This window comes from Sandarakinorhabdus sp. (assembly GCF_041689835.1).
GTDB lineage: Bacteria > Pseudomonadota > Alphaproteobacteria > Sphingomonadales > Sphingomonadaceae > Sandarakinorhabdus.
Window position 1 is genome coordinate 1 of record NZ_JBDNFM010000003.1, and the last position, 7,616, is coordinate 7,616.

General features: G+C 62.9%; 5 protein-coding genes and 1 tRNA gene. 2 read left to right on the plus strand and 4 right to left on the minus strand.

Going from position 1 to position 7,616, the window contains the following annotated elements:
• The 3 genes from ACESL8_RS00075 to ACESL8_RS00085 all read right to left on the minus strand — a co-directional run.
• On the minus strand, positions 1–841 hold an 841-nt coding region (locus ACESL8_RS00075), incomplete at its 3' end, for a serine hydrolase domain-containing protein (RefSeq protein WP_372914622.1).
• A 31-nt stretch (positions 842–872) separates the two neighbouring features.
• Complete coding sequence (locus ACESL8_RS00080; protein WP_372914624.1) at positions 873–1,094, minus strand: DUF6356 family protein; 222 nt, start codon at positions 1,092–1,094, stop codon at positions 873–875.
• A gap of 23 nt (positions 1,095–1,117) precedes the next feature.
• Positions 1,118–2,581: a sodium/solute symporter gene (locus ACESL8_RS00085; RefSeq protein WP_372914626.1), complete on the minus strand. Its 1,464-nt coding sequence runs from the start codon at positions 2,579–2,581 to the stop codon at positions 1,118–1,120.
• Between the two features lie 67 nt (positions 2,582–2,648).
• Here ACESL8_RS00085 and ACESL8_RS00090 point away from each other — a divergent pair.
• Together ACESL8_RS00090 and ACESL8_RS00095 are read left to right on the plus strand one after the other, a co-directional pair.
• Positions 2,649–2,720 (plus strand) — tRNA-Val (locus tag ACESL8_RS00090).
• A 274-nt stretch (positions 2,721–2,994) separates the two neighbouring features.
• Positions 2,995–6,297 carry a TonB-dependent receptor domain-containing protein gene (locus ACESL8_RS00095; protein ID WP_372914628.1) on the plus strand — a complete coding sequence of 1,101 codons (3,303 nt, stop codon included), beginning with the start codon at positions 2,995–2,997 and terminating at the stop codon, positions 6,295–6,297.
• A gap of 215 nt (positions 6,298–6,512) precedes the next feature.
• Here ACESL8_RS00095 and ACESL8_RS00100 read toward each other — a convergent pair.
• On the minus strand, positions 6,513–7,616 hold a 1,104-nt coding region (locus tag ACESL8_RS00100; protein ID WP_372914630.1), incomplete at its 5' end, for a penicillin acylase family protein.

The following is a 7,616-nucleotide window of genomic DNA, read 5'->3' on the forward strand; positions in this document are numbered from 1 at the left end:
ATTGCAGATAATCTTGCGCGGTCGATACGAGGCCGCCGCCGCCGGAGATGAAGCTGGCGGGCTTGAGAAAAGAGGACGTCGTGGGATCATCCTGCAGCGTGATGGTACCGTCCTTGCTGGGCTGGTAGCAGGCGGCAAAGCGGTGTTGCTGGCCTTCGCGGACATGGAAGCCGGTATCGACCATGCCCAGCGGCTTGAAGATTTCGTCGGCCAGGAAATCTTCGAACGGCCGGCCCGACACCACTTGCACCAGCCAGCCCACCACATCGGTGGCGACCGAATAATTCCACGCATCGCCGGGCGAAAATTCCAGCGGCAGCCTGGCCAGCGACTTGATCATGTCTTCCAGGGTGCCGGCTTTTTCGATCTCGCCGATTTTCTCGCGGCGATAGGCCTCATCGACGTTGGTGCGCAGCTGGAAGCCATAGGTGAGGCCGGCGGTGTGGCGCAGCAGATCGATCACCTGCATCGGCCGCGTGCACGGCCGGGTCTGGAAACCGAGCTTGTGGGTGCCGGCGACGAACACACCAAGATTTTTCCATTCCGGAATATATTTGTGCACCGGATCATCCAGCGCGATCTTGCCCTGCTCGAGCAGCATCATCAGCGCCACCGAGGTGATCGGCTTGGTCATCGAATAGATGCGAAAAATGGTGTCTTCGCGGGCCGGGATGCCGCGTTCGACATCGGCAAGGCCCTGCACGCCCAGGTGCGCGATTTCGCCGTGGCGGGCCACCAGTGCCAGCGTGCACGGCAGGCGGCGGGTAGAGATGTAGTTTTGCGCCAGATGCTCATCCAGCCGGGCGAGCCGCGCCGGCGACAGCCCCAGAGTATCGGTCATCGCGGCATTTCCTTACGTTGTTTCAGGCCGATCAGAATGTCGGCTGGTCGTATTTGCGCGGTGCAACCTGGCGGTGCAATTCGATGATCGCATCGGAACCGGCGGTTTTGTACAGGCCGGGGATCAGCCCGTGAACGAAGCATTTCAGGCTGGCGGCAAACATTTGTCCGCCCACGCCAAAGGCAGCGCCCATGTGCTGGGTGTAGGTTTCATCCACGCAGCGCGGGTGTTCAAGGAAAAGCCGGGCAAACATGGGTGACAACCTCGCCAATCGATTCAAGCTGCGCGCATAGTGGCGATGCCGGCGCGCCGCCGCAACACCGCTTTGCCGCCCATCAGCGTATTTGCCGCCAAAGCAACCGCAATCGTTGCCACCAGCGTCACCAGCATCAAGTGGATATAGTGAATGGGCGTCCATATCCAGGTGAACACGGCATAAAGCGCCACGCCGAACACCAGCGACAGCATCACCGCTGGCGCGCGGATGCCGGAGAACACCAGCCCGCAGATGAAGGCCGCCAGAATCGGCATGGAAAGCAGGCCATTGAGCTTCTGCACCAGGTTGATGATCGAGGCCGCCCCGTCGTACAGCGGCACCAGCGCGATCGAGATCGCGACAAACCCCAGCGAAATGAACGTGTTGAGCCGGGCGACGTTGGGATTGCGGTTGATATAGGCTTCGTGGATGTCGCACACCCACAGTGTTGTCGTGCTGTTGAGGATGGAGGTGTAGTGGGTGAGCACGGCGGCCGCCATGAACGCTGCGAACGCGCCCGAGGCCCAGGCCGGCATCACTTGCGTGACGATGCGGCCATAGGCGCTGTCCCCCAGCGGGCCGAACAATTTGTAGCTGGCGATGCCGGGCAGCACGACGATGGCCGGCACGATGCACAGCCGGATGATGCCGGCGGCAAACACGCCCTTCTGCCCTTCGCGAAGGCTGGGCGCCGCCATGGCGCGCTGGGTGATGTTCTGGTTGGTCGACCAATAAAAGGTCTGGATGAAGATCATGCCAGTGAACAGCGTTGCCCACGGGATCGGGCTTTGCGGGCCGCCCACCAGCGTCAGACGTTCCGCCGGGATGCCGGAAAAATCGAAGCCGATGGCAGACAACGCCAGCCAGACGATGGCCAGCGCGGATCCCAGCACGCCCACCCCGGCGATGGTGTCATACACCGCAACCGCGCGCAGGCCGCCGAGGATGGCATAAAGCGAGCCTGTCACGCCCAGTACGGCGGCGAGCGGCAACAACGGCAGATCAGCGCCCGAAACGGTGCGCAGGAACAGCGCACCGGTATAAAGCGTAATGGGGAGATAGATGAACAAGTTTCCCGCCAGGAACAGCACCGAAACCGCCGCGCGCAAAGCGGGCGAATCGTAGCGTTTCTGCAGCAGTTCGGTGGTGGTGGTGCAGCCTTCGCGGTAATACACCGGCAGGAACACCAGCGCGAGAATGGCCAGCCCCGCCACCGCCGAGAGTTCCCACCACGCCAGCAGCAGCATCTGCTGGCCGTTCATGCCAACGAGTTGATCGGTCGATAGATTGGTGAGAGTGATGGAGCCAGCGATGAACGGCCAAGTGAGGCCGCCGCCAGCGAGGAAATATTCGCGATTGCCGGCAGCGGCACTGCGGGCGCCCTGATTGCGGCCCATGCGCCGCACCTGCCAGATCGTCGCCACTGCCATCGCAATGGTGAGCGCGATGAAAACAGCAGTTTGCGTGGTGTCGAGAGCCCCCATAGCAGGCAAGGTTGCACGAACCGCTGCGCGCGGCTAGTGGGCGGATTGGGGCTACGGCAGCGCGGCCGGGCGTTTAGCTCAGTGGTAGAGCATCTCCTTTACACGGAGAGGGTCGGGGGTTCGAAACCCTCAACGCCCACCGCGCCGACTTGCCGGAAGCGCCGCAGCAAAGCGCGCGCGGCGGCTCTTGGCGGCCCTTCCATGCTTTCCTTGCCTGTTCCGCCGCCCTACACAGTGTTGCTGCACCGCAACACTGGCCTTCCAACTGAGGGTTGCGCCGCGCAGGTCATCAACAGGCCATATAGCTGTAACGCAAGTGTCACAATTCACCGGCAAGGCCCGCATACTGATCAAACGCGGAAGCGATTCCTGCTTTTGGTTTACCGGTTTTACTATTCCCAGGGGGTCTTTCCATGCGTCATCTTCGTCTTGGTGTTGCGCTTGCCGCGCTTGCCGTTCCCGCCGCCTTCATTCCTGCCGCCGTGCAGGCCCAGGAAACCACGTCGTCCATCCGCGGAGCGATCGTCAGCGAGGCGAACAAGCCGGTTGCCGGCGCAACCGTGACCATCGTGCACACCCCGTCGGGCACGCGCATCGTGCAAACGTCTGGCGCAAAAGGCGAATTCAACGCCACCGGCCTGCGCCTTGGCGGCCCCTACAGCATCACGGTCGAGGCCCCTGGCTATGACGCCGCGACCGACAATCTGGACAGCCTGACCGCCGGCGTGCCGCAGCGCGTCGAAGTCATGCTGGCGTCCACCGGCCGGACGATCACCGTCACCGCCGCCCGTGCTCGCAGCGCCATCACCATCGGCACCGGCGCGTCCAGCATCCTGACGGCGCGCGACATTGCCGGCGTGGCCAACGTCAACCGCGATATCCGCAACCTCGCGGCCCGCGATCCGATGGTCAACATCGACCCGACCAATGGCGGCGCCATCTCGATTGCCGGCCAGAACAACCGCTTCAACCGCTTCACCGTCGACGGCGTGGCGTTCGGCGACCCGTTCGGCCTCGAAGCTGGCGGCCTGGTTTCCAGCCGCGGCCCGGTGCCGCTCGATGCCATCGGCGAATTTTCGGTCGAAGTTGCGCCGGTCGATATCCGCCAGGGCTTCTTCCAGGGCGGTGCCATCAACACCCAGCTGAAATCGGGTTCGAACCGCTTCACGGCGATGGCCGGCGCTTATTACAACTCCGACGATTTGCGCGGCCGCAATGCCCGCGGCGTCATCCGTGCCGGCGCGTTTGAATCGCAGATCTACACTGCGCAGATCACCGGCCCGATTATCAAGGATCGCCTGTTCTTTGCCGTCACTTACGAACGCACCCGCGATACCGTGCCCGCAGCGATCAGCCCGGCCACGCTGGGCATCACCGATGGCCAGATTGGCCAGATCGGCACCATCGCGCAAAGCCGCTATGGCTTCGACACCGGCGGCGTTGCCAGCGACATCCTTGAAAAGGACGACAAGGTTGTTGCCAAGTTCGATCTGAACATCGCCGATGGCCACCGCGCTGCGTTTACCTACATGTACAACGAAGGTTCGGTGTTGGCCGGGCAAACCGGCATTGGCGAACTCAATGCCACCAACCCGACCTTTGCGCTGCTGTCGAACAACTACACGCAGGGCGCCGTCAACCACTTCGGTATCCTTGAAATCAACGATCAGTGGAGCGACAATTTCTCCACCCAGGCGCGTGTTTCCTACGCCGATTATGTGCGTTTGCAGGTGCCGTTTGGCGACCGCAGCTTTGGCCAGTTTCAGACCTGCCTCGATGCCGTGAACCCGGCTGCGCCGGCTGCTGGCCAGCCCGCCAACGGCTCGGCGCCGCTGACGTGCGCCCCCGGCACTCGCCGCCTGCAGTTCGGCCCGGATATCAGCCGCCAGGCCAACGAACTGGCTTCGCAGTCGCTGAATTTCGAATTCCAGGCGACGCTGAAGATGAACAACCACACGGTGAAGGCCATCGTGGAGCGCCGCACGCAGGACATCAACAATCTGTTTGCCCAGCGTGTGTCGGGTGCGTTCTACTTCGATTCGATCGCCGATCTGGACGCCCGCCGGGCCAACGAACTCGATATCGGCGTGCCGCTGCGCGGCGGTATCGATACGGTGCGCGCGATGTTCCAGAACAACAGTTGGACCTTCGGCATCCAGGACACCATCGATCTGGGTGAAAACGTCACCGCGATCGCCGGCGTGCGCTATGATCTGTTCGACACGCCCGACACGCCGTTTTTCAACGATGCGTTCCTCAGCCGCTTCGGCATCCCGAACAACGCAACGCTCAATGGCCGCGGCCTGTTTCAGCCGCGCCTTGGCCTGAACTGGAAGGTTTCGGATCGCCTGCAATTGCGCGGTTCGGCTGGCATCTTCGGCGGCGGCAACCCGAACGTGTGGATTTCGAACAACTATTCAAACCCCGGCCCGACGCTCGGACGTGTGCAGGTGCGGCGCGCTGCCGATGGCAGTTTCACCATATCGGGCCTCACGGGTCTGACGCCGGCGCAAGTTGCCAGCATCGGTGCCGCGACGCTGAACAACGTTTCTGGCGGCACGGGCGTGCCGCAATCGCTGGTCGACGCCGTGCGCACCACCGGTACTGCCAATTCGCCCGCCAACGCGCTTGATCCGACCTACCGCATCCCGGCGACCTTCCGTGTGTCGGGCTCGCTCGACTATCTCGCCGATCTCGGCGATTTGGGTGACGAATGGCGACTGGGCCTCGATGTGGTGTGGAGCCGCGCCCGCGATGCGTCCAACTGGACCGATCTGCGCTCGGTGCCGCTGGGCACGTTGCCGGATGGCCGCATCCGCTATCAGGCGCTGCCGGGCCAGGCCGCCACGACAAACACCGACATCTTCCTGAACAATGTGGATGACGGCTACAGCTGGAACGTGGTGACCCGTTTCGACAAGCGGTGGTCGAGCGGCTTCCGCCTCGGCGGCAGCTATACCTTCCAGCGTTCGCGCGATGCCAACAACGGCACGTCGTCGGTGGCGTTCTCCAACTATGTCAACGCCGCTGCCGGCATCGATCCGAACAACGCGGCCTACGGCATCTCCAGCTATCAGCGCGACGACACCTATCGCCTGACTGCCGGCTATGATTTCAATCTGTTCGGCGACAACAACACCCGCATCGAGCTGTTTTTCAACAGCCAGGCTGGCCAGCGTTTCAGCTACACCTTTGCTGATCAGGCGTCGGGCAATTTGCGTTCGAACGTGTTCGGCACGACGGGCACCAACAACCGTTATCTGATGTACGTGCCGAACGTCAGCTCGGCCACGGCAGATGCGCGGGTTGTTTATGCGCCGGGCTTCGATTTTGCCGGGTTCCAGACCTTTGTGCAGAATTCGGAACTGAACCGTTATCAGGGTGGGATTGCGCCGAAGAACATCGGCAAGACCCCGCGCTACAACCGTCTCGACCTCGCGCTCCGTCAGGAAGTGCCGTTCGTCTTTGGCGGCAAGGTCGAGCTGAGCGCCGACTTTGAAAACGTCCTCAACCTGCTCAACAAGGATTGGGGCGTCATCCGCCAGGTCGCCTTCCCGGGCTACGGCACGCTGGTCAACGTGACCTGCTCCACCCCGGCCTGCACGGCCTATCAGTTCGCTAACCGCACCGGCACCACATTTGCGGCGCCGACGCAGGGCGTAAACCTGAACGGCTCGCTGTGGGCAATCCGCCTCGGCGCGCGCGTGAAGTTCTAATCGCAGCCGGGCGAGTGTCTAACGCGCAGCGTAAGACGCCGACTCCGGCAAGATCGGCCAGCGAACGGAAAAGGGCGGCCCCAACAGGCCGCCCTTTTTTCTGTTCGTCTGACGGCGCGGCTCCGCCGCGCTCTTTCCTGCCTTCCTTCATTTCACGCCCCCAGCGGACTCGGCGGCTCCGCCGCCGGCCGCGCCTCCAAGCGCTTACCGCGCCCTCAATAATCCTCCCGCTTCTCCAAATTCCGCTCCACCTCGCCTCGCGTCAGCCACAACGACCGAAACCGCTTCTCGCTGATCAACTCCAGCTGGTCACTGCGGTGCGGCGAACCGGGCTGGCTGCTGTTGCCATAGCTCATGGTAGCAACGGCGCGCATGGGCGTGGAAAATTCGATCAGGTTAACCCAGGTTTCGCCTACTTCTGGCGCACGCTTGTCACCCTGCCACGGCCCCCAACTGATGGTGCGGAACAGGCCAAGGCCGCCTTCGCCGCCATGGCCGGGGAAGGAGATGTTTTCGCCGGCGCCGAAGCGGGACACGTCCCCATATCTGGGATCAAGGCGGCCGTGGCGGGCGATCACGGCCTGCGCAGCGGATTTCAGCATGGCGGTGGCGGCGGCGCCGTCCCTGATGCCGGATGGCGTGTTCACCGGATCGTCCAGCGTCCATGGCTGCGCGAAATTGCCTTGATTGCCGGTGAAGCGTGTAGCCCATTCTTCGAACAGGATGGCGGCGCGGCTATCCTGTTCAAACCGATTGTCCCATCCCGTCAACAAGTCGCGGGCGGCGGCAATTTCCGAGTCAGGGCTGCTCGCGGTGGCGGCGAGCAGCGGGCCCTTCATGCGTTCAGCCATCAAGCTGGTGGTCGTAAGCTTGCGGCGCTGAAACTCGGCAAAGCTGAGCTTGTCATTGCCCATCAGCAGCCGGGCCGACATCTGGGCGCGCAAGGATGTCGGTGTCAGCGGGGCGACGTGGGCGGGGTAATCGGCGGGACCCAGCATGCGCGGGATGGTGTTGACCCACGGCGTGTCGTTGGCATTTTGCACAAAGCCGCCGGGCGGATCCAGCGCCTTTGGCAGGCTTTCATAGGGCTCGATCTCGGTGGAGATCAGGTCGGCGCGATTGCCGGTCACCAGGCCCGACCAAAAGGCGTGGGTTCCGCCGGTTTTGTGTTTGGGCAGGATGCCGTTGCTGATGTGGAACACATGGCCCGCCCTGTCGGCATAGACGATATTGAAGCTGGGGATTTGCACGCGTTTCAATACGGCTTCGAAACCGGCGAAATCCTGCGCCTTGCCCATGTCGAGGTAGGCTTGCAGCAC

Bases quoted from the DNA above. Each gene is read 5' to 3' on its own strand.
- ACESL8_RS00095 (WP_372914628.1), top strand. From the start codon at position 2,995: ATGCGTCATCTTCGTCTTGGTGTTGCGCTTGCCGCGCTTGCCGTTCCC.
- ACESL8_RS00080 (WP_372914624.1), bottom strand. From the start codon at position 1,094: ATGTTTGCCCGGCTTTTCCTTGAACACCCGCGCTGCGTGGATGAAACC.
- ACESL8_RS00085 (WP_372914626.1), bottom strand. From the start codon at position 2,581: ATGGGGGCTCTCGACACCACGCAAACTGCTGTTTTCATCGCGCTCACC.